Annotated in this window: 17 protein-coding genes; 13 read left to right on the forward strand and 4 right to left on the reverse strand. The window is 38.4% G+C overall.

Annotated features, from left to right (window positions below; translation table 11 throughout):
* Positions 1-617: 617 nt before the first annotated feature.
* Positions 618-887 carry a hypothetical protein gene (locus tag FIS9605_RS0116445; RefSeq protein WP_026733575.1) on the reverse strand — a complete coding sequence of 90 codons (270 nt, stop codon included), beginning with the start codon at positions 885-887 and terminating at the stop codon, positions 618-620.
* 597 nt (positions 888-1,484) lie between these two features.
* Between FIS9605_RS0116445 and FIS9605_RS0116450 the strand changes: the two genes are divergently transcribed.
* From FIS9605_RS0116450 to FIS9605_RS0116465, 4 genes are all read left to right on the forward strand, one after another.
* Positions 1,485-2,465: a geranylgeranylglycerol-phosphate geranylgeranyltransferase gene (locus tag FIS9605_RS0116450; RefSeq protein ID WP_231510384.1), complete on the forward strand. Its 981-nt coding sequence runs from the start codon at positions 1,485-1,487 to the stop codon at positions 2,463-2,465.
* 384 nt (positions 2,466-2,849) lie between these two features.
* A complete protein-coding gene (locus FIS9605_RS0116455) occupies positions 2,850-3,566 on the forward strand; it encodes a hypothetical protein (RefSeq protein WP_026733577.1) in 717 nt (238 codons plus the stop codon).
* Between the two features lie 1,012 nt (positions 3,567-4,578).
* On the forward strand, positions 4,579-5,364 hold the full coding sequence (locus tag FIS9605_RS0116460; protein ID WP_026733578.1) for a DUF1350 family protein: 786 nt from the start codon (positions 4,579-4,581) through the stop codon (positions 5,362-5,364).
* Between the two features lie 173 nt (positions 5,365-5,537).
* Positions 5,538-6,674, forward strand: coding sequence for a PP2C family protein-serine/threonine phosphatase (locus FIS9605_RS0116465; RefSeq protein ID WP_026733579.1), 1,137 nt, complete (start codon positions 5,538-5,540; stop codon positions 6,672-6,674).
* Between the two features lie 178 nt (positions 6,675-6,852).
* On the opposite strand, the gene FIS9605_RS0116470 is transcribed toward FIS9605_RS0116465, so the two are convergent.
* Entirely contained in the window at positions 6,853-7,173 is a 321-nt protein-coding gene (locus FIS9605_RS0116470; RefSeq protein WP_026733580.1) for an STAS domain-containing protein, read from the reverse strand.
* A gap of 240 nt (positions 7,174-7,413) precedes the next feature.
* Positions 7,414-9,510, reverse strand: coding sequence for a PAS domain-containing sensor histidine kinase (locus tag FIS9605_RS37270; RefSeq protein WP_051470044.1), 2,097 nt, complete (start codon positions 9,508-9,510; stop codon positions 7,414-7,416).
* 204 nt (positions 9,511-9,714) lie between these two features.
* Here FIS9605_RS37270 and FIS9605_RS0116480 point away from each other — a divergent pair, with 204 nt between their 5' ends.
* The 9 genes from FIS9605_RS0116480 to FIS9605_RS0116525 all read left to right on the forward strand — a co-directional run bounded on the left by FIS9605_RS0116480 (position 9,715) and on the right by FIS9605_RS0116525 (position 17,533).
* Positions 9,715-10,656, forward strand: coding sequence for a branched-chain amino acid ABC transporter permease (locus FIS9605_RS0116480; RefSeq protein ID WP_026733581.1), 942 nt, complete (start codon positions 9,715-9,717; stop codon positions 10,654-10,656).
* Positions 10,657-10,765: 109 nt separating this feature from the next.
* Positions 10,766-11,554 carry an ABC transporter ATP-binding protein gene (locus tag FIS9605_RS0116485; protein ID WP_026733582.1) on the forward strand — a complete coding sequence of 263 codons (789 nt, stop codon included), beginning with the start codon at positions 10,766-10,768 and terminating at the stop codon, positions 11,552-11,554.
* An 88-nt stretch (positions 11,555-11,642) separates the two neighbouring features.
* Positions 11,643-12,386 (forward strand): ABC transporter ATP-binding protein, encoded by a 744-nt coding sequence (locus FIS9605_RS0116490; protein WP_026733583.1) that lies wholly within the window; start codon positions 11,643-11,645, stop codon positions 12,384-12,386.
* A gap of 330 nt (positions 12,387-12,716) precedes the next feature.
* Positions 12,717-13,112 (forward strand): hypothetical protein, encoded by a 396-nt coding sequence (locus tag FIS9605_RS0116495; protein ID WP_155960447.1) that lies wholly within the window; start codon positions 12,717-12,719, stop codon positions 13,110-13,112.
* Between the two features lie 347 nt (positions 13,113-13,459).
* Positions 13,460-14,176 (forward strand): alpha-ketoglutarate-dependent dioxygenase AlkB family protein, encoded by a 717-nt coding sequence (locus tag FIS9605_RS0116505; RefSeq protein ID WP_231510385.1) that lies wholly within the window; start codon positions 13,460-13,462, stop codon positions 14,174-14,176.
* A 167-nt stretch (positions 14,177-14,343) separates the two neighbouring features.
* Positions 14,344-14,907, forward strand: coding sequence for a Uma2 family endonuclease (locus FIS9605_RS0116510; RefSeq protein WP_026733587.1), 564 nt, complete (start codon positions 14,344-14,346; stop codon positions 14,905-14,907).
* 129 nt (positions 14,908-15,036) lie between these two features.
* On the forward strand, positions 15,037-15,684 hold the full coding sequence (locus FIS9605_RS0116515; RefSeq protein WP_026733588.1) for a histidine phosphatase family protein: 648 nt from the start codon (positions 15,037-15,039) through the stop codon (positions 15,682-15,684).
* Between the two features lie 85 nt (positions 15,685-15,769).
* Positions 15,770-16,795 (forward strand): glucokinase, encoded by a 1,026-nt coding sequence (locus FIS9605_RS0116520; protein WP_026733589.1) that lies wholly within the window; start codon positions 15,770-15,772, stop codon positions 16,793-16,795.
* A 120-nt stretch (positions 16,796-16,915) separates the two neighbouring features.
* Positions 16,916-17,533, forward strand: coding sequence for a hypothetical protein (locus FIS9605_RS0116525; protein ID WP_026733590.1), 618 nt, complete (start codon positions 16,916-16,918; stop codon positions 17,531-17,533).
* Between the two features lie 143 nt (positions 17,534-17,676).
* Here the strand turns inward: FIS9605_RS0116525 and FIS9605_RS0116530 are convergent, their stop codons facing one another.
* Complete coding sequence (locus FIS9605_RS0116530) at positions 17,677-19,113, reverse strand: glycoside hydrolase 100 family protein (RefSeq protein ID WP_026733591.1); 1,437 nt, start codon at positions 19,111-19,113, stop codon at positions 17,677-17,679.
* Between the last annotated feature and the right edge of the window lie 1,096 nt (positions 19,114-20,209).

Here is a 20,209-nt window from a genome sequence, read left to right on the forward strand (position 1 = left end):
GAAATTTATTATCCAAGACAATGAACAAAGCATTCTCAAACTAAATAATTAAGTCATTAGATGGAAGAAAGGTTTGAATTTAACTAGTAATTATTGAATAACGACAACATCGCATAAAAGACGTACAAGTCATAGAGCTTCCAGCAAATACAATGCTAGAGGCTCTTTTCTGAGAGGAGATTTGATAAGTATCAATAATATTTAAGGCGTTGATAGCAACGACTGAGGGATATTTGCGCTAACTTCATCCCCACAAGGGGACTAATATGTCTGAATCAATAGAGAATGACCGAACAAGGCAAAAGTTAAAAGTTAAAAGTCACTCATAAAGAATAAGAAAAATGGTCACGCTTCACCATTATTTATTTATGGAACAATCGGGAAAACATTCCCAATCGAGATGCGTAGCACGAGAAATAATATGTCCGTGATTATTTCCCCTCAATTTATTTATGGGTATTATCTTTTTACTTTTTACTTTTTACTTCTTAATTCAGTATTTTGCTATTCTTAACAAGGCAACAGGTAGAGCTACCCTGAGGAAAAGAGCATTTACCTGTTTTACCAGAAGGTCAACCAAGTTTTAGGTTGGTTAAGGATAGGCAGTTAGTTGTGCGCTATCCATTGCAGAAATCATCTACTCTAATATCCCTCCAGATATCAGAAACCTGCCATCCTGAGTTGCCAACAGATTGGACTGTAGGGCGATCGCGTACCGGAATATAATGAGGTTCTTGATGTTCTACATTCAGTACTTGCTTTGTGTCAGGTGCTGGCTCTTGAGTATTAATAGTATCGCTTGGAAAAAATTGCTGTTCTAGTTCCTCTTGCTGCTCTGCTGTTTTGAGGATAGGCTTTTCAATGATTTTGATTAGTTGTGTGTTCATTTGAATGTTTAAGGTGTATACATTGGAGGCTCTGAATACTCATTCAGAACAAGACTAATAAGTCTTTCTGGAATCTTCAAAGAGATCCGCAAAAGCTTTTATTAAAGTCTGGTGTTGAAAAATTTACTAAGCCAAACCAGGATACAATAATTTCATTCAGAATACGAGTATTTATTGATAAATTTGTGAGTTGAAGGATTATAGCAGCTTTCATTATCAATAAACCACAGTGAGGGAATTAGCCCCTAACATCATCAGAGGAAATTTCCTCATTAACAATTTTGTGCCAAAACTTGATTAAACACTTCGTGAGTTCAGGCTTATGCAGTATGCAAGCACTGCTTTAATTTTGTTCGGCATGTTGCATATTTTTACAAACAGCTTGACAAAATCTCTAAATCAAGATAAGTGAGATAGACTGAGTAAGTAGGTATGCATAAAACAAACTAGAAAACAAGTATCAAAGAGTTTTTTCGCATATACCCAATACTCCATAGCCTATACCTGACTTTAACGAGTATGAAGTTTATGCTCGCAGATTGACTGAGCAAAAATTTCCGTTAAGGTTTCAGGGGTAACGGCAATGGGAGTGAAATTGTGTTTTTTATTACCCACATTATTGAATATGTGAGGTTGGCGATGAGCGAACAATTGCACGTTAACAAAAAAGCTGGTTCGTTCACTTCTACATCAGGACAAAATGCTTCCTTATCTCCTGATTCTAGTGACGGAATAAGCCTGATTCGTGATTTTGCCCAACTTTTTCGGCTACCAGTTGCTATCCTTGCTGCTTTAGTTGGTTGTGCCACGATCTATGCGCTGAACTCAGCCGCTCCATTATATAAATACCTGCTGACGGCAACTATCTTAATCTGTACACACTCTGCGGCCTGTGCGATCAATGACTATTGGGATATAGATAAAGACCGAATCGATCACCCTGAAAGACCACTGCCATCTGGTCGCCTTTCACCCCAGCAAGTTTGGTGGGCTGCTGTGATTCTGTTTACCTGCGCTCCGATCGCAGCAATTCCTCTAGGAATATATTGTTTTATTCTAGTAGCTGTTAGTACCATCTTGCTATGGAATTACTCGCATCTATTAATCCGTAATGGCATTTTCGCGAATTTTATTGTGGCAGCGATCGCCGCTGCGATCATTTTTCTGGGTAGTTTGGTAGTAGCTCGGCCTTTAGCACTGCTTTACCCCAGTGCTTTTGTATTTTTATATACATTGGCTAAGGAAATTATCTGGGACGTACATGATGCAGCAGGCGATCGCACTCAGGGGATTGTCACCATTGTCAATTCCTGGGGAAAGCGAACAGCTTTCTTAATTGCCTGGGGATTAATTGGCATAGTGGTTGTGTCAATCCCGTTTGCCCTGTTACTGCTGCCGATGGGACATCCTCTGTTGTTTGGAGTTTTCTCTTCAGTAATGTTGCTGTTTGTGGGGATTGCATTAGCACGCTATCAATATCAAGATAGTGTGAGCGCTTACCAAGGATTTGTCTTTTGGGATCGCATAAGTATGCTGTTGGGAGCGATAGGTTTGTTAGGGGCTGCTCCGGCACTATAAAAGGGGAGACAAGGGAGAGGGGGAAAGGGGAAGGTGGGAGATAGGGAGGTGGGGAGAATATAAAACTGGACTCTCCCCATGATCCCAAGTCCTCATTCCCTTCTAATGTGAAGATTACTGAATTGGTGTTCTAGTAACATATAGTCACTCTTACATTTGAGTAAAGAAACAAGTTAACGAAGTACTAAAGACATATAGCGGTTTACAATCGTGTGCAATACACTCAAATTATGTAATCGCGTCACATGAACAAGTAGCTTTTTGCCAGGTAGCGATTACTACAAGAGGTAATTTAGCTTAGTCAAATTAAGATTTGATTAACATGCCATAAATTTGATTTGCACGTAGTACGTAAAAAACTATTTTGGCGGAGATTAGGCAGCTGTGCGTGAGGATTTACAAGGCTTAGAAATTAGTCAAAATCAACTTCGGGAATTGACTAATTTACCTATTGATTATGAACTAATAATTATTATTAGACCTCTGGAGAGATTTATCAAAAATATTTTTGACAAAATCAAAGGGCCAGAGGGTGTGACTGTAGTATATATCGGTGTCACTATATTAGTTATTAGCTATCTAATATTTGATTTTATTGCCAAAAACTTTACTCCTAGAATGGCACCATCTTGGATTTTATTTTTAGGATTTTGTTTTGGTAGTAGTGTACTAATACAATTACTATTATATCTAATTTGGAGACAAAAAAATAAGATAGTTAAAACTAATATTACACGTTCTCTACAGATTCTCCTCATGGAAGTTGATAGATATAATTCTGTTATTAAAGCGATAGATATTAACGATCAGATAGAAGCAGCCGGCAATCTAGGAGTGACAATTAAAGAAAGAAACAAAGTTATAGAAGCGTTGAAATTGGCGAGAGCGGATTTAGTTCGTGCTTTGAAGACAGAGAGAATCTTGAGAGAGAACAAAAAATTTATTATTAGCAATACTGAATTATTTGCAAATAATCTAGCAGCTTTAACAGCAATGCAAGTAAACGAACAAGCCAGTGAGCATGGAAAATTATTGAACGAGGCTTTACAGATTGCATTAGAAGTACAACATGAAATGGGGAGATTACAGAATCAGCATTAAAATCAATACATCTAGGCATACATAAAAAATATGAGAGAGGAAAGTTATTTTTTCATCATCACTTTAAAAGCCTAGTAATTTTCTATAAAATTAGCACTTACTATGAACTCAATCATACACTTCTTTAACTGAGGGGTATGAACCATTGTGTAAAATTTTTCTCTCTTTTTGTGTCTGTGGAAACATCCTGTTATTAAACAGATAAGAAATGATTTCTGCCTATTTGTCAGATTTTTTTTGGATTAACAACTCTATTTTCCTGTTCGTCTTATTGTTGCCTGTAGATGGAAATGAAGAACCTTGGATCGTTAGGGAGCATCTATGATGAACAATGATGAAGGCGATCGCGGTAGTGGCAGATTAGATTGCTAACCAGCCAAACCATACCCCGTCTAGACGTCCATGATGGTGGGGGTATTGCTTGGGAAGCGACAAGATTTTATTTTGGCATTTTGGCAACAATTCGGATTGAATAAAAAGTACATTAAGTGAGCAATCCGTTCTTGCACAAAATTAGCGCGACTTGCAAAAATCTTTTCCCCTGCTTAGCCACAGGGGTCTTTTATTGTGAATTGAATGAAATAATAGTTACATCCTAGGTTAGTACTTGAAAAGCAAATAATCCTAGTTGTACTTATTTGCATACACTAGATAAACACAGAAAATAAAGTTACGGAAATATTTAGTTGCTTTTGGCATTTTGGCACATCTGTAGATTGAAAAATGAGTATTGTAGATACATCATAAATCAAGTGCAAGAGTGTCAAACTACACGATTCCCGGACTCAGAGCCGGGGATTTTTATTTATAGGGAATAGTAAGCTGTAACGCCTTAAAATTACACAATTGCTCGTGAGGGTCGTCATTAGTCATTGATCATTAATAACCAAGGACAAATGACTAGTGACAAATGACGATCGCAGTTATATCTCTACCAGAACCTCTACAACCAAGCTAAGCCAGGTTTAACATAAAAAAGTGTTAAACGAATTAGCGAGCGATCGCCATCAGTATGTACTGGACAGAAATCTCTGGTAACTGGGTGTTGATTCCCCGAAATCCTATCGGTATAATTCATTTCCTTGGAGGTGCATTTGTGGCTACAGCCCCGCACATCACCTACCGTTTATTATTGGAAAGCATAGTAGAAAAAGGCTATATTGTCGTTGCTACGCCGTTTGCGAACACTCTAGATCATAGAGCGATCGCTGAGCAAGTACTTCTCAACTTTGAACGTGCCTTGGTACGCTTGGAGGACAGAGGAGCATTAGGCAAAAGCTATCTCCCCATTTATGGTGTTGGGCACAGCATGGGGTGCAAACTACATTTGCTCATCGGTAGTCTTTTCCCAGTAGAACGTGCGGGTAACATCCTCGTCTCTTTCAACAACTACGCTGCACGCGAAGCTATCCCCTTAATAGAACAGTTCAATTCGACATTCCAATTTAATTCTAACTTTGCAGTCGAGTTTACCCCCTCACCCTTGGAGACAAACAAACTCGTACAGGAAAGCTACAACGTCCGCCGCAATTTGCTAATTAAATTTAGCAATGATACGATTGACCAATCAGCAGCTTTAACTGAACTGTTGCAAAAACGCTTCCCAGGCATGGTAACAGTACAAACACTCCAGGGAAATCACCTCACACCCCTAGGGCAAGATGTGAAATGGCAAACGGGCAAGGACTTTAACCCCTTGGATGCTATCGGCCAATGGTTTAGACAAGAAGTATACCGTGACCTGAATCAGCTTAAACGCACTATACTTTTTTGGCTCAACCCAGTGTCATCACTATAATTAGCCGTTTATATTAAAACTGAGTTCGTGCAAACGATTTGCAAACCACCTCACGCGGTGGGATTAGGGGTAAGGGTAAGGGTAAAGGCTTATTTTCCTTTACCCTTGCCCCTTTAACCTTTACCCTAGCGGGAAAGTGCTGCCTTCTACCTTCTTCCTTTTTTTCCAATCCTATGTTTCAAATCCTAGTAATTGATGATGATCCAGCAGTACGGTTACTGCTGAAAAGAATGCTGGAAAGACAGGGTTACAAGGTAGCTGCTGCCAGCAACGGTGAGGAAGGAATTTTACAAGCATTTACTGGGCATCCGGCATTAATTATTTGTGATTGGATCATGCCTGGTATGAATGGACTAGAAGTTTGCCAACGCATTAAAGCAGATCCAAATTTATCCACCACATTTTTTATTCTTTTAACATCTTTAGATTCTGTTGCCGATCGCGTTAAGGGTTTAGATGCTGGCGCTGACGATTTTATCACCAAACCTATCGAACATAATGAATTACAGGCGCGGGTAAGAGCGGGATTGCGCTTGCATCAGTTAAGTCGAGATTTACAAACTCAAAAGCAAATCTTAGAAGCAGAGTTGGCAGAAGCAGCGGAATACGTGCGATCGCTTCTACCTGCCCCGATGACAGAACCTTTAAGCATTGATTTTTGCTTCATTCCCTCACGCCAATTGGGAGGCGATTGTTTTGATTATTACTGGCTTGATCCTGATTATCTAGCAATTTACTTGCTAGACACAGCCGGACATGGACTTAGAGCTACTTTGCCTTCAATTTCCGTGCTAAATTTACTGCGATCGCGTGCTCTCAAAAGTCTTAATTACTATCAACCGAGTGAGGTACTCAAGGCGTTAAATGACACATTTCAGATGAATTATCAAAATGATAAATACTTTACTATTTGGTATGGCGTTTATAATCGTGTCCAGCACCAGTTAATATATTCTAGTGCAGGGCATCCGCCTGCAATTTTATTATCAGGTAAATCCACAAATACCATCGAAGTCAAACTTTTAAGAACTCCTGGCATGCCCGTTGGGATGTTTCCACAGGTCAAATATATTGATGGTTTTTGTGAAATAGAAGAAGATAGTAATCTTTATATTTTTAGCGATGGTGCTTATGAAATCACTAAATCTGATGGTACACTTTGGGGTTTAGATGCATTCATTAGAACTCTTGTTAGTTTACAGAATTCTGTTGATTGCCAAATCAACCAGATAATTAAACAGTTAATACTTGTAAACCAAAAAGAGGTTTTTGATGATGATTTATCTATACTTCAAATGAAGTTTAATTAATTTTTACCGAGAATAAATATTAGTATTTATTTACTAAAAATTTATATTAATTTTTAATTGGCAAATGAGTTGAATAGAAAAATATAAGTTTTGATTCTATTCATGCCATACATTATAGTCAATTAAGATTATAAATATTTTTATGCATAATTTAGTTGTCAGTTCATAATACATAAAACTAATTAGTCAATTTATTAAATTCATCCTGATTAGGAAAAATTTCAAAAACTTTATCCATACCAGTAAGTTCAAATAAGAGCCTGACCTGCTCATTAATAGAACATAATACCAACTTTTTGTCTGCTGCTCGCAGGACTTTAAATGCTAAAACAACAGCCCCAAGTCCAGAGCTATCCATAAAAGTCACATCTTGAAAATCAACTAATACAGTTTTTGCACCACTTTCTATAATTTCGGTAATTTTCTCCCGAAACTCCTGTGATTTACTAGCATCTAGACTTCCACTTGGTTGAATAACTTTGACGGAATGATTTTGCATATTTCAGTATTTGTTAGTATCGTCAATGATGTTCTAAATTTAGCATTATATACCAAGTATAGTTGGTTAAAATCATTGTTGCCATATAAATAAAATTATTGAGTAGCTCAACAAAAACAAGCTAAAGACCTAGAAACCTGATATCTGAAAAAATGTATTCTACGTTTAATTAAGTTGTTCTACTTAGTGGTCAATAAATATCTAGATAATTATTTAAAAGATGATAGTGCATAGCTGAATCTACGTTTGGCGCAGAGGGATAGAAATCACAAACTCAGCACCACTTCCTGGTTGTGAAATACATTCTAAGGAACCACCATGTCTTTCTGTAATAATCTGATAGCTAATAGAAAGTCCCATCCCTGTCCCTTTACCTATGGGTTTAGTAGTAAAGAAGGGGTCAAATAAACGCTGTTTAACAGTCTCTGGTATTCCCGGGCCGTTATCTGCAATCTTAATTTTTACTTTATTATTGGTAGTTAATAGCGTGCAAATACGAATTTGTGGCGTTGTCCTTTGTCCTTTTTTGTCTACCAATGACAAATGACTATTGACTAATGACTCTTCTAATGCATCAATGGCATTGGTCAAAATATTCATAAACACCTGATTGATCTGTCCAGCGTAACACTCCACTGGTATTAGGTTGCCGTATTCTTTAATCACTTCAATCGCTGAGCGATCGCCCTGGTCTTTGAGCCGATGTGCCAGAATCATTAGTGTACTGTCGATACCCTCATGGATATCCACCTCTTTCATTTCGGCTTCATCCATGCGGGAGAAAGTTCGCAACGAAAGCACTATCTGCCGAATGCGTTCTGCTCCTATCTCCATTGAGTTGAGAAGCTTCGGCAAGTCTGCTATCAGAAAATCTAGGTCAATGGCTTTTATCTGCGCTTGTATTTCCGGTATAGAATCGGGATAGTATCGTTGGTAAAGTTGCACCAGTTTGAGTAAGTCTTGGACATATTCTTTGGCATGAATAAGATTACCGAAGATAAAGCTGGTGGGATTGTTGATTTCGTGGGCAACTCCCGCTACCAATTGACCCAAGCTAGACATTTTTTCACTTTGAATTAGTTGTATCTGAGTGTGTTGCAGTTGTTGTAAAGTTTTTTCTAAGTCTTTTGCCTGCTGCTTTAACTGAATTTCAGCCCGTTTGCGATCGCTGATGTCGAAGGTAGTACCAACAATGCGATAGACTTGACCAGAATTATCTTTTAAAGGATTAAGAGTAGTCAGCAACCAAGTTTCTTGCCCTTGAAAACTCAGGTACTCTTCATTAGTGAAAGATTTACCTGTCACCACGCATTCCATATATTGCTGACGTATTGCTTGAGCTTGAACTTCACCATGTATATCCTCTGGAGATTTACCAACTCCATCAGCGCTACTAATGCCTGTTATACGTTCTGTAGGAGAGTTCCAGCCAGCATAACGAAAATCATTATTTTCCAGAACATCGACAACAAATATAAGTTGGTCTACACCATCGTAAATGCTGCGTAAAAATTGCTCTTGCTTTTGTAAAGTTGCTTCAGCTTGCTTGCGTTCGGTGATATTTCGGAAATACCAAATCCTGCCAAAATAATTTCCTAAGGGCGATCGCACAGGCGCAGAATAACGGTCAAATATCCGTCCTTGTTTCAAAGAAATTTCATCACGGCTGCTTTCCTCTGGATGTTGGTACAAATATTCCACCTTAGCCAGAAATTCCTCTGGATTTTCTAGTTGGTCTAACACCGATTGCAAAAGTTGGCGATCGTCACCAGTCTGGATAACTGTCTGCGGAATTTGCCATAACTCGGCAAAACGCTGATTGTATGATGCAACTCGACGATTTTCATCAATAATCAGAATGCCATCAAGGGCGGCTTCTTGTTGAGCTTGCAACACGGCGTTACTGCGGCGCAAGGCTTCCTCCGCTTGCTTGTGTTCTGTAATATCTCTAATCGTACCAACCAGAAATTGATTACCAGCCCCATCCTCAAACAAACTTTTTTTGGTAAAAATTACGTGAATCAATCCTTGAGTATCGGTAAATAATTCCTCATTTTCATTGATAATACCTGTAGTAAAAACGAGTTCATCCTTTTTCCAAAACACATCTGCCTGTTCTTTTGGGAAGAAGTCATAATCTGACTTGCCAAGTAGTTTTTCCTGGCTAACTCCCATGAACTGACAAAAGGCATCATTGAGCAGTACCCAGCGATGTTGGCGGTCTTTGACAAAGACTGGATCGGATATGGCATTGACGACCTGGAGTAAAAATGCAGCCGAGAAGCTTTCTTGCTGATGTGTTTGGGGACTATTACTTATCGTCTGGTCTTTGTTCATGCCCAAATACTTTTAGTTAAGTTTGCCGCCTAACTTTCTGTAAGGTTAAGCTGCTACAGCAACTGATTCACTCTCATTAGTATTCCCAGATTTTTTCATCTCTCAACATTGGGCATGTTATTTTATTTGTTGTTTGTTGCTTGGTGTTTGTTAGTGATTACCAATTAAGTTTATTTGTTGCGACCTACTTAACAATTATTGAAAATGGCTGAATTTTTTGCTACCTATGGCTCCTTAATAGTTTCTATGGTATTAGGGGCGCTGCTAGGGCTTTCACTGTATTTACCACTGATGGCTGGGCAGTTGTCATTAGCTAGTCCTGGATTTTATGCTTTAGGTGGATATATAGCAGCAATTCTTTCTACAACACTTTTCACCTCCACCGGCGATTCATTTCCGATCGCGCTATTGTTGTTGGAAATGTTAATTGCTGGTTTAGTTTCTGGTTTATTGGGTGTAGCGGTGGGAATTCCAGCATTGCGGTTGCGGGGAATTTATTTAGCGATCGCTACCATTGCTTTTGTGGAAGTTCTGCGCGTTATCTCCCTCAATTTGGATATTACAGGCGGTGCAGTTGGGATTTTTGGCATTCCCCAACCTTTCCAAACGCCAATAGAATATTTGTGGATTGCTCTACCATTACTAATAATTAGTATGGTTTTAATCTACCGTCTAGAATGCATCCGCGTAGGTAGGGCTTTAACTGCCATTCGTGAAGATGAATTAGCAGCAAGTGCAATGGGAATCAACCCAACTTACTATAAAGTTTTAGCATTTACATTAGGAGCAATTTTAGCAGGAGTTGTTGGTACTATTAGTGCCCATTTTCTCAATACCTGGAATGCCCGTCAAGGTACATTTGATGCCAGTATTATTTACTTAACTTTTGTCTTAATTGGTGGTTCCAGAACTTTTTTGGGAGCGGTAGTAGGCGGTATGTTATTTACAGCCTTACCAGAAGTATTGAGAAGCATCGCCGATACAGGTGGTTTACCCGATTGGTTAGCTCAGTTTCTAAGAGATGGTAGATTAATTATTTTTGGTTTACTGATAGTTGTGGGAACAATCTTTTTCCCCCAAGGACTTGTTACTCCAGATATTTTTAAACGGCGCAAACTTCGGACTAGACAAAGCAGCAAGCTCTAAACCGTCATTAGTCCTTTGTCATTAGTCCTTTGTAAATACAAATGACTAATGACGACCATTAGAGTAAATATGCAACGCTTATTGGTTGATCAGCTTACCACGCTAAACAATGTCAGACGATACATTATCTAACAGCAGTGTTATTTTAGAAGCAAAAGCTCTGACTCGCCGCTTTGGTGGTCTAGTAGCAGTGAATAATATATCTTTTACCGTTAACAAATATGAAATTTTTGGATTGATAGGCCCTAATGGTGCTGGTAAAACAACTTTATTTAATTTAATTACGGGCTTAATTCCTCCTTCAAGTGGACAATTAACTTATCAAAATCAAGAAATCTCTCAACTGCGTCCCCATCAAATTGCCGCTTTAGGGATTGCTCGAACCTTCCAAAATATTCGCTTGTTTGGTGAACTTTCAGCACTAGAAAATGTCATTATTGCTCGACATTTGCATACTCATAGTAATATGTTCACTGGTGTTCTGGGAGTGCCACCAGCACCCGCAGAGGAACGCAAAAGTAAGCAGAAAGCTTGGGAATTACTAGAATTAGTTGGTTTGCAAGAACGTGCCGAAGAAAAAGCTAGAAACTTTGCTTACGGCGATCAAAGGCGCTTAGAAATTGCCCGTGCATTAGCCTTAGAACCACAAGTCTTACTCCTCGACGAACCCGCAGCAGGGATGAACCCCAGCGAAAAGCAGCAACTCAGTGAGTTTATTCGCAACCTGCGCGATCTCTTTCATTTGACGGTAATTCTGATTGAACATCATGTTCCTTTGGTGATGGGGTTGTGCGATCGCATTGCTGTTTTAGATTTTGGTCAGTTAATTGCTTTGGGTGAACCAACAGCGGTTAAAAATAATCCAGCTGTAATAGAGGCGTATTTGGGAACTGAATAATTTATATTAACCACCAAGGCACTAAGCTTGCCCTCGAGCGCAGCGAAGGGACACTAAGAAAACATACTAAATATTTAATCAATTACAGATGAATACCGATGAAATTCAGAGAAATACACAAAAATATCCTGTTTTAGAAATTAAAAATTTATATGTTAACTATGGTGGTATTCAAGCTCTTCAAAATATTAATTTAGTTGTTAATAATAGCGAGGTAGTTACTCTTATTGGTGCCAACGGTGCTGGCAAAACTACTACTCTCCGGGCAATCTCCAAAATAATTAATCCTAAAAGTGGCGAGATTATCTATAGTGGCCGCAACATTGTCCGCCGCCAACCTCACGAAGTTGTGCAACTGGGTATCGCCCATTGTCCAGAAGGACGGAGAGTATTAGCGCGACAAACTGTTTATGATAATTTGCTCTTGGGTGCGTATATTCGTTCTCGTCAAGCAGAAATAAAAGCTGATATACAGCGTCAATTTGAGATGTTTCCACGCTTGGCACAAAGACGCAATCAACTAGCAGGAACCCTCAGCGGTGGTGAACAACAAATGTTAGCTATTGCCCGTGCTTTGATGAGTAAACCAAAACTTTTGTTATTGGATGAACCCAGTTTAGGTTTAGCACCAGCAATAGTTCGAGAAATTTTCACTATCATTGAAAATTTACGTGCTACAGGTGTGACTATCCTCTTAGTTGAACAAAATGCTAATCTTGCTTTACAAATTGCCGATAGAGGATATGTTTTGGATGCAGGTTCGATTACTTTAACAGGTGCAGCATCGGAATTAATCACTGATGAACGAGTCAGAAAGGCTTATTTGGGGTAAACGGTAATAATTTTACACAAAAAACATCACCTCTACCTCTACACTGTAAACCATGTTTTTCTAGACGCATATTAATCGATGCTTGATTATGAATTGTATCGGCTCAAGTTTGAGACAGATCGAAATTGATAGTCAATGTCAACTGACATAGGTTAATATACGGAAAAAATCTGGTTTTGCCTTCATTAATAAGGGAGATATATGGGAAGTTTCGCTAATAGTCTCCTCATAGAGTAATACATTGAAAATTTCCGTATAATTAAGTGGTTAGATTGCAACCGTAATGTGGGCAACTTAATAGGGAAGTTAGATCTTCTCTTAAGACCTTTTATGATCATTTCAAGCCCACAGAAAGCACAGATAAGGTTTCTTGATGACATTTACAAACCCAGAGCAAAAAATCTTCAACTTCCACATCACAATCTAGATCATGGTACGAAAGTACTAAATGAAGAAGCGGAATGTGATACATATATTGCTCTCTACGGCGGACACCATTTTCACAAACTCTACGCAGCGTTTTCTTCAACCAACTTTCAGTACACAGAAGGTAAAAGCGTAGAAATTATCGACTGGGGATGTGGTCAAGCGCTTGCAACCTGCGTTTTAATCGACTATTTCATTGAGAAACGCATCAGCCCTAAAATAGAATCAATGGCACTCATAGAACGCACTGTGGCGCGGCTACGGCTTTGTTCGCCAAATGTTACAGTTCACTCTTTCTAGTAACTCTATAATACGAACAGTCAATAAGTACATAGATAACCTAGACTCTAGTGACTTTATTTCAAGTCCTAGTAATATTAAGATTCATCTTTTTTCAAACATAATAGATGTAGAAGGATTCGACCTGAAGAAGCTATATCAACTAATAATCAATTGTTTTGAAGGAATTAATCGCATTATTTGTACAAGTCCGTGTCATAATGCAAAGAACTACAGAATAGATAATTTCTATAACCTATTCGACGAATATCATACAGTTCATAATTCCTCTCATTCAGATGAAGCAATTTATAAAGAAATTTTCTATGTTAAAACTGGAAAATTTGAAAAAAGAAAAATAAAAAGATATGAAAGACAATTCCTTTACATCTTTAAGAGAAACTTTTATGAAAAATAGAACTGCTATAAACGCGATTCAGGGTGACTTATTCTCCGGGTTCGACTCCGTTATAGATGAGTCAATGAAGAGCTTAGAGAAAGAAGTTTTATCTATGTCAGATGCAGATGTTATTTTCTATCGCAATTTTTTTAATCAGCAAGAGAGCGATGAGCTTTTTCAAACCTTGTTTAACGAAATAAAATGGCGACAAGACAAGATGAAAATTTACGGTAAGGAGGTAAACTTACCGAGAAAAACTGCTTGGTATGGAGATAGAGACAAGTCATATACATTCTCAGGTATTCATCTTGATCCAGAACCTTGGACACCCACGCTGCTACAAGTAAAAGAGAAAGTTGAGGAGATTGCAAAAGTTAGGTTTAACAGCGTTTTGCTAAATCTTTACCGAGACGGAAATGATGGGATATCCTGGCACAGTGATGCTGAACCAGAGCTAGGTAACAATCCTGTAATTGGTTCTGTTAGCTTTGGCGGAATAAGAAGGTTTATGTTTAGGCATAAGCACAATAAGGATTTGAAAACAGAAATTGAGTTAACACATGGAAGCTTCCTTTTCATGGCGGGTGCAACCCAGCATTTTTGGCAGCATCAGATCCCAAAAACATCAAAGAAGGTTCAACCAAGAATCAATTTAACTTTTAGAGTAATTGGTCATTCCCGGTGATGGTATTTGGAAACACAGTAAATTGGAGTTATCGGTTGCATTATGCAGCCTAACAAGGGATAGGAGCGGATAGTCGAAAGCCTCTAGTATAAAAAGAGTTCAAAGTTGTTGGTCGTTGATTATATGAGATTTACATACATCCTCTGGGTGTAGGAGGCTAATGCAACATGGTACAGCTACCAACAAAAACACTGACTTTGGAAGAGTTTCTCAAACTGCCAGAAACAAAGCCAGCAAGCGAATACATTAACGGACAAGTCATTCAAAAACCAATGCCTCAAGGAAAGCATAGTATTATCCAGGGCGAATTAGTCAGTGCTATTAATGCTGTGGCGAAGTCAAAGAAAATTGCCCTTGCTTTTCCAGAGTTGCGGTGTACCTTTGCTGGACGTTCGATTGTGCCAGATGTAGCAGTTTTCGCTTGGGAAAGAATTCCTATAGATGAAAATGGAGATGTAGCGAATGTGTTTAAAGCTGCTCCCGATTGGACTATTGAAATTTTATCACCAGAACAAAGTCCGACGAAAGTTACTGGTAATATTTTGTATTGTCTAAAACATGGCTGTCGTATGGGTTGGCTGATTGATCCAGATGAGCGATCGCTTTTAGTTTATCCATTAGGGCAGCAACCAGAAATCTTACAAGAGGAACAAGATATATTACCAGCTCCTGATTTGGTTAGTAACCTGCAAATAACTGTAGGGCAGTTATTTGGATGGTTGAAGTTGTAGGTTAATGAGACACAATCAACTTAAAATGATGGCTCTAAACTTGTCAAATTCTTTAAATCCTTGAATTTCCCAACATGAGATGATATTTACTTTGCAGTCCGCCAAGTGTATCCCCTTGGGAATCAACCCATGAGTCAAATCATCTGGATCGCCAGACACGCTAATCGCCTCGACTTTGTTAACCCTGATTGGTTTCTGACAGCTGAACGACGCTACGATCCACCTTTGTCTGAAGATGGCTTCATACAAGCAAAGCAGTTAGCTAAGCGCCTAAAAAGAGAAAAAATAGCCCATATTTTTGCTTCTCCTTTCCTACGAACTGTACAAACGGCAAATGCAGTTGCAGAAGTTCTTGATTTGCCAATTAAACTGGAAACAGGATTAAGCGAATGGCTGAATCCTGCTTGGATGAGGGAAGAACCAGACAGACTATCTACTCCAGCCTTGGCAGAATTATTCCCTAGAATAGATACCAGCTATACATCCCGCATTGCCGCTAAATACCCAGAAACTCAACAACAAGTGCGATCGCGTTCCGGGCAAACCGCCAGATGTTTGGCGATGGAATTTTCTCCAGACAATATTTTGCTGGTAGGGCATGGTGCATCTGTACTAGGAGCAGCTATGGGGCTTGTTGGTGAAATTGCTGTAACAGAAGTCAAGGCTTCCTTATGTAGCTTAGTCAAAGTTGTGCGCCAACACCCAGAATGGTTGCTAGAACTAAAGGGAGATACTTCTCACTTAACGCAGGTAGAGGAATTTGTTCGATTTAATTAACAGATAATAACTAATGGCTAAATAATAATCAGCCATTAGCTATTATTAGCCTCCACAAAAAAGTAAGTTAATTTCGCTACACCTTATGACATTAATATTAGCAGGAGACATTGGTGGTACAAAGACCATTCTGCGACTGATGGAGGAATCCGAACCACCTCTTTTACGTACCATTTATGAGAAACGTTACCGCAGCGGTGATTTTCCCGATTTAGTGCCAATAGTACAGCAGTTTTTGGCAGCAGTGAATACACCAATACCACCAAAAGCTTGTTTTGCGATCGCCGGGCCTGTGGTTAACAATACTGCCAAGCTGACGAATTTGGCTTGGTTTTTGGATGCCGAACGTCTGCAACAACAACTAAATATTGCCTCTGTCTCCTTAATTAATGATTTTACGGCTGTTGGCTATGGCGTTTTGGGTTTGGAAGCACAAGACTTTTACACTCTCCAACCTGGCAAACTCAACCCGGAAGCACCGATAGCAGTCATTGGTGCTGGGACTGGGTTAGGACAAGGATTTTTGATTAAACAGGGAAAATTTTATCAAGCCTTTCCCTCTGAAGGTGGACACGCTGACTTTGCCCCCCGTACCGAGTTAGAGTTTCAGTTGTTGAAATACTTGTTGGATAAACATGATATCCAACGCGTCTCTGTGGAACGGGTAGTTTCTGGGTTGGGGATTGTTTCTATTTACCAATTTTTGCGCGATCGCAAAATTACTGATGAATCACCAGATATTGCAGAAATTGTCAGAACTTGGGAACAAGAAGCAGGAAAGCAAGAAAAAAGCGTCGATCCTGGTGCTGTTATTGGTACTGCTGCGGTGCAAGGACGCGATCGCCTTTGTGAGCAAACAATGCAATTATTTGTAGAAGCTTACGGTGCAGAAGCAGGAAATCTTGCCCTCAAACTTCTGCCTTATGGTGGTTTATATGTTGCTGGTGGAATTGCTCCAAAAATTCTCCCGTTAATCCAAAACAGTGAATTTCTTTTCAACTTCACTCATAAAGGTAGAATGCGTCCTCTCCTAGAAGAAATACCGATTCATGTTGTAATTAATCAACAAGTGGGACTAATTGGTGCTGCAATCTATGCATCTAGATTATAGCAGTTATACTTAGGTTATTAACGCTCTTTTTACACAATTTCACTGGTGCTGTTTTGCATGTCGCTAAGTTATAACAAACTAGCGACATACGTAATTTCAGCACTAATAAGAGCAAAAACTATGACAAAAAGAGTGTTGTTACCCTTAATGGCTGCTACTTTAATATGTAGCGTTTTTACACCAGTCGAAGCACGCCCACTCAAACGCCCGGTTTCTCCAACAAAACCAGCTCCTACTAAACCGATTAAGTCACAGTTACAACAGTCGCAATGGAAGCTATTTAACGCCCCAGATGGTAGTTTTACCGTCCTGATGCCAGGAATGCCAAAAACCATGACCCAAACCCAAAAAACCTATATGGGGGAAATCAACGTACAGGTATTTGTTGGTCAATTTGCTAATCAAGAAGTGGCGTATGTAGTAGCATACAATGACTTTCCCTATAGCTATGGTCAAATGGCAAATCCCCAAGAAGTACTTAACAATGCCCGAAATATGGCTATAGAAACTACGCAAAGTAATTTAATTCAGCAGCGTCATCTTCGTAGTTCTAACGGTCATCTTGGCAAAGAAATTGAGTATGTAAATTCTGGCGGCAAAATTACTAAAAATCGCATGTATTTTGCCGAGGGACGATTGTATCAAGTCATGGCTATTACTACTAAAAAACAGCACAAGACTTTATCTAAAACTATTAATGGGTATTTAAATTCCTTCCAATTAGTATTGAAAAAGTAGACTTAATTTACTTAAAAATAGGGATTGGGAATTGGGAATTGGGGATAGGTGAAAATTATGAATGATGAATGCTGAATGCTAAAAATTTCATAATTCATAATTCATAATTCATAATTCATAATTTTATGCCCCATTGCCCTGACCTAGGCGTCAAAGCTGTCGATTTCAAACTCACAAGCTCTAGAAACTTGTTCTGCTGTAAATGGCTCAAAAGAGACTAATGGTAACAGAGAAGGGTCTTGGATAAGCTCTTTTGCCAATAAGAAACCTGCAACTGTCCAGGTTTGATATTTTCTGGCTTGCTTGCCAATCAGTCTTCCCTTCTTACCATCGTAATACTCTGGCCATTCATCATCTTTGAGGCGTGCTTGAGCAATTTCAATCGCCCTTTCAGCAAGACATACTCTATTAGTTTTCACAGCCGCGGCTGCCAACATCCACATTAAGACAGGCCAATTGCCACCGTTGTGATACGACCAGGGTATATTTTTAGGGTCGCAGCCAGTGATAATTCTATATTCTTCATGTTCCAATGCTGGGAAAGTGATTTTCATCGGCATATCTCCTACCAAGTCTTCCCAGCGCTTCTCGATCAAATTCATAATGGCTTGCGACTGTTCTTCACTAGCAAGATCGGAAATAATCGCTACCAAGTTTCCTAATGCAAAAAAGCGAGTATCAAGCTGTGATGGGCCAACATTTCCTGCTAGATAACCACCTTTTTTAGGTAGCCATCGATCTAACTCATAATAGGGAAGCGAATCTACATATACATTGAATTGATTGACTGCTCCTTTGCCATATTCTTCACCCTTGTAACGATAAATAGCATTGAGGCGATTTAAGTCTATCCAATAATGCTTGCGAATATGAGCACTCAGAACAGGTAGGCGGTTATCAATAGCTGTAACAATATCTTCATTACCTTGGCAAATTAGTAGTTCGCGAGCAGCGCGTAATGCAGTATAAAACAAAGATTGAATTTCTAAAGGATGCCCATAGATACCTAAGCGACGGTCAATCATACAAGCGCCATCTGGAACTAACAGCGTCGGATACATATCAAAACGCGTTGCCAGAGACAGTTCCAAAATTAGCCTGATACCGTTTTGGAATTCAGGCTGATACGCCAATGAGTAGTCTTTTGTAGCAGCTACATAAGCACGTAACAAAATCATCCACCAAAAACAAGAATCTACTGGTGTTACTCTGGCGATCGCGTGTTCTCCAAAATCAGCTTCTAAATATTCTTCACCATTATGGGATACAACTTTGAAGCTGGCTGGAATCATGCCTCGACCTGGTTTATAGGCATCCAATTGGTTCTCTTTTGGCTGTAACTTTAAAGTTTCTTCTAGAAAATTGCGAACAATCTCTGTTCTACCTTTGATGAGAAACAATAGCGCCGAAGAGACAAAATCTCTAATAAAGCATTGGTCGTAATTGACTGCGTCTACTGTGCCATCAAGGGCAGCTACCGTCCCAACTGGACGACCTTGATAGTACATAATTGACTTTTCTAATGTTTCCCATGCCTCTATTTCTACATTTTTAATTGTTATTAGGTCTTCGAGTTGCATTGTTAGAATAGCTCCATATAGAATTTACATTTTGCTTAGATAGTAGATGCACATTGATTGATTAATTCCACTATTTTCATCATAGCAATATCATTTTTATGAATAATAACTATGAGAAAATACTGCATCAATAAAAGCTTTTACTGCACTATTTGAGCAGCTTTATTGATAAATTTATGCTTTTACTTATTCACTTTGGGCAATTAAAAAATAAGCAAAAAGCTTATTGATGCTATGGCATCAAATAAATTACACGTCTAAGTCAAATTAAATAACTTTGAAGGTTTAATTTTTATGCTTCACCATAAAAACATATGTATGTACTATTTAATTTTTTTGCCAAGTAGAATTATATTTAAGTAAAAGTACTTAAATATTATTGTGAGCTGACTTGGAGCGTAAATGAAATGCTTAACTCACATAATAAAAAATTATAACGAATTTTCACAAGATGCAACATGAATTTTAAAAAATATCTTTACTGTTTTTTTAGAGAAATGTATTGTATCTTACTTCATACAAAATCAATCGCTGATTAGAAATAGCTAAAAACAAGGATTATAGGCAAAAAATCAAAAAATATACATAAACTATACAAGGTAAAGTAATTTTTTAAACAGTTACGTAAATGAGTAAATGAAATAAAAGAATAGTCTTTATGCAATAAAGTGATATACAAGGATGTAAAAAATAATCTGCATACTAAACATTCATTTATATATATAGTGTTGCTGCTTATAAAAATCATTAAATTCTTCCGGATTGTTTTTAAAGTTTGTGTAAACTGCTCAACCGGAGTTTGACAGCCAAAGATTTTGGTTGGTGTACTTCTACGCTGAAGTATTTTTCTGCTTGCGGATTGGTATTTCTATTTTTCTATCGCCAGATAAAAATACATCTGTTATATTTAGTAATTTCTGACAAATATCAAGCAAATAGCAGTATTCTATACATACGAACTTATACTGAAGAATAGAGCAAAGACCTAAGCCATTTGTAGTATGAACTAAGTAATATAACGTAATTCTACTCTGTCATCACTAAAGAAATTTATTGAGACTGATACTAGGTTGCAGTCAAAGATAGTACTTCCCTC

It is taken from the genome of Fischerella sp. PCC 9605 (assembly GCF_000517105.1).
In the GTDB taxonomy this organism is placed as follows: Bacteria; Cyanobacteriota; Cyanobacteriia; order Cyanobacteriales; family Nostocaceae; genus PCC9605.

Coding starts and splice junctions, on each gene's coding strand:
- FIS9605_RS0116460 (WP_026733578.1), top strand. CDS start 4,579: ATGTACTGGACAGAAATCTCTGGTAACTGGGTGTTGATTCCCCGAAAT.
- FIS9605_RS0116470 (WP_026733580.1), bottom strand. CDS start 7,173: ATGCAAAATCATTCCGTCAAAGTTATTCAACCAAGTGGAAGTCTAGAT.
- FIS9605_RS0116520 (WP_026733589.1), top strand. CDS start 15,770: ATGACATTAATATTAGCAGGAGACATTGGTGGTACAAAGACCATTCTG.
- FIS9605_RS0116510 (WP_026733587.1), top strand. CDS start 14,344: ATGGTACAGCTACCAACAAAAACACTGACTTTGGAAGAGTTTCTCAAA.
- FIS9605_RS0116465 (WP_026733579.1), top strand. CDS start 5,538: ATGTTTCAAATCCTAGTAATTGATGATGATCCAGCAGTACGGTTACTG.
- FIS9605_RS0116525 (WP_026733590.1), top strand. CDS start 16,916: ATGACAAAAAGAGTGTTGTTACCCTTAATGGCTGCTACTTTAATATGT.
- FIS9605_RS37270 (WP_051470044.1), bottom strand. CDS start 9,510: ATGAACAAAGACCAGACGATAAGTAATAGTCCCCAAACACATCAGCAA.
- FIS9605_RS0116485 (WP_026733582.1), top strand. CDS start 10,766: ATGTCAGACGATACATTATCTAACAGCAGTGTTATTTTAGAAGCAAAA.
- FIS9605_RS0116530 (WP_026733591.1), bottom strand. CDS start 19,113: ATGCAACTCGAAGACCTAATAACAATTAAAAATGTAGAAATAGAGGCA.
- FIS9605_RS0116495 (WP_155960447.1), top strand. CDS start 12,717: ATGATCATTTCAAGCCCACAGAAAGCACAGATAAGGTTTCTTGATGAC.
- FIS9605_RS0116505 (WP_231510385.1), top strand. CDS start 13,460: ATGAAAGACAATTCCTTTACATCTTTAAGAGAAACTTTTATGAAAAAT.
- FIS9605_RS0116445 (WP_026733575.1), bottom strand. CDS start 887: ATGAACACACAACTAATCAAAATCATTGAAAAGCCTATCCTCAAAACA.
- FIS9605_RS0116480 (WP_026733581.1), top strand. CDS start 9,715: ATGGCTGAATTTTTTGCTACCTATGGCTCCTTAATAGTTTCTATGGTA.
- FIS9605_RS0116490 (WP_026733583.1), top strand. CDS start 11,643: ATGAATACCGATGAAATTCAGAGAAATACACAAAAATATCCTGTTTTA.
- FIS9605_RS0116515 (WP_026733588.1), top strand. CDS start 15,037: ATGAGTCAAATCATCTGGATCGCCAGACACGCTAATCGCCTCGACTTT.